A 1,223-nucleotide genomic window follows, 5' to 3' on the forward strand; every position below is an offset into this window, starting at 1 on the left:
GCCCCGGATTGTCCTGACCGAGGCGCTCCAGCGCGTGCAGGCCACCGAGGCGTACCGCCGCGCTGTCGTTGCCGAGCAGCTCCACCGCCCGGGTGTAGAGCTCGGTCAGCCGACGTTCCGCCGCGTCGTGCTCGGCCGCCCCGGACTGCCGATCCTGGTGGCGCTGCGCGGCCTCGGCCACCGCCTCGGCGTGCGCCTGCACCCGGTCCCGGTGCACCTGGTCGCGGGCGGCGACGCTCTCCTGGTGTCGCTGCGCGCGTTCGGTGATCCACTGGCGGCGGGCGGCGAGCAGCAGCGCGAGCCCTCCGCCGGTGCCGGCGACGACGGTCAGGCCGGTCCGGATCGCGTCGATGCGCAGCGTGGCACGGGTGTCGGGTTGGCTGGCCCGGTCGGCCTCGGTGAGCAGCAGGTCCAGCACCAGCCAGCCCAGGACGACGGCGGCCAGCAGGCCGACCAGGACCAGCCACCACGGCATCACCCGCAGCTCGCGCTCGGTGGGTTCGTCGACAGCCACGGCCACAGCATGCCAGTGAGCGTCCGGGGTCCGATATGGAGCGTGGCGGTATGACCGTTTACACCCCCGGCGGAACAACGGGTTACCGGCGCGTAACAAGTCATTGACGTTTCCAAATTGTTGCGGGCATCATCGTCGCACGGTCGACCGGACACCCCCACCCACCTGCCCGGTTCGCCGGGCGCCTCCCCCCGGAGGTGCAGCGATGCTGCTCCGAAAGACCGCCCTCGTGCTGGCCCTCGCCACCGCCGCGCTGCTCGCGTCCACCGCCACGGCGACCGCGGCGCCCGCCGACCCGGCCCCCACCCCCTTCGCCGCCGCCGTGGCGGCCAACCCCGTCATCGTGGTCGGCGGGCTCAGCGGCGTCGCCGTCGCGTACGAGCCGATCGCCGGCCGGCTGCGCGCCGACGGCTACCGCACCTTCATCTACCAACTTCCCGGACTGGGCCTCGGTGACATCCCCACCTCGGCCCGCGCGTTCGCCACCTACGTCAACCAGGTACGCGCCAGCACCGGCGCGGCGACCGTCGACCTCGTCGCCCACTCCGAAGGGGGCCTGGTCAGCCGGTACTACCTCAAGCGGCTCGGTGGCACCGCCGCCGTCGGCCGGTACGTCAGCCTGGGCACACCCCAGTACGGCACGTACGTCGCCAACATCGTGGCGTTCCTGGGGCTGGGCACCTGCGCCGGAGTGGTGGCCTGGACGCAG

At 73.2% G+C, this 1,223-nt stretch carries 1 protein-coding gene and 1 pseudogene; one reads left to right on the forward strand and one right to left on the reverse strand.

Annotated elements, in window-relative coordinates:
- Positions 1-514: pseudogene (locus KBX53_RS33480) on the reverse strand (hypothetical protein); the annotation flags it as partial.
- 205 nt (positions 515-719) lie between these two features.
- Here KBX53_RS33480 and KBX53_RS33485 point away from each other — a divergent pair.
- Positions 720-1,223 (forward strand): triacylglycerol lipase (locus KBX53_RS33485; protein WP_210863865.1); only part of this gene is annotated, 504 nt, incomplete at its 3' end.

It is taken from the genome of Micromonospora sp. M51, assembly GCF_018070305.1.
GTDB classification, from domain to species: Bacteria; Actinomycetota; Actinomycetes; order Mycobacteriales; family Micromonosporaceae; genus Micromonospora; species Micromonospora parva.